Here is a 206-nt window from a genome sequence, read left to right on the forward strand (position 1 = left end):
TGTTGATGCGATTGCTTGGGTAATGCCGCAATGGCGCGATCAATGTAGCTAACAAACTTACTACTCTTTTCTTGTCGTACCAAGCGCTCGACTGCATAAGGATCTCGCTCTGCTGTACTGGGAGACGATCCATCACCCCAGTGGCTCGTGATTTTAGGGTTTACTGGCATTTTGGCAAAATAAGCTTTTTCGCGATATTGCATTAA

1 pseudogene is annotated in these 206 nt (G+C 45.6%); it reads right to left on the reverse strand.

Annotation, left to right across the window (positions count from 1 at the left end):
• Positions 1 to 206: pseudogene (locus FC24_RS11575) on the reverse strand (transcriptional regulator); the annotation flags it as partial.

The sequence above is a fragment of the Loigolactobacillus rennini DSM 20253 genome, assembly GCF_001436505.1.
Lineage (GTDB): Bacteria > Bacillota > Bacilli > Lactobacillales > Lactobacillaceae > Loigolactobacillus > Loigolactobacillus rennini.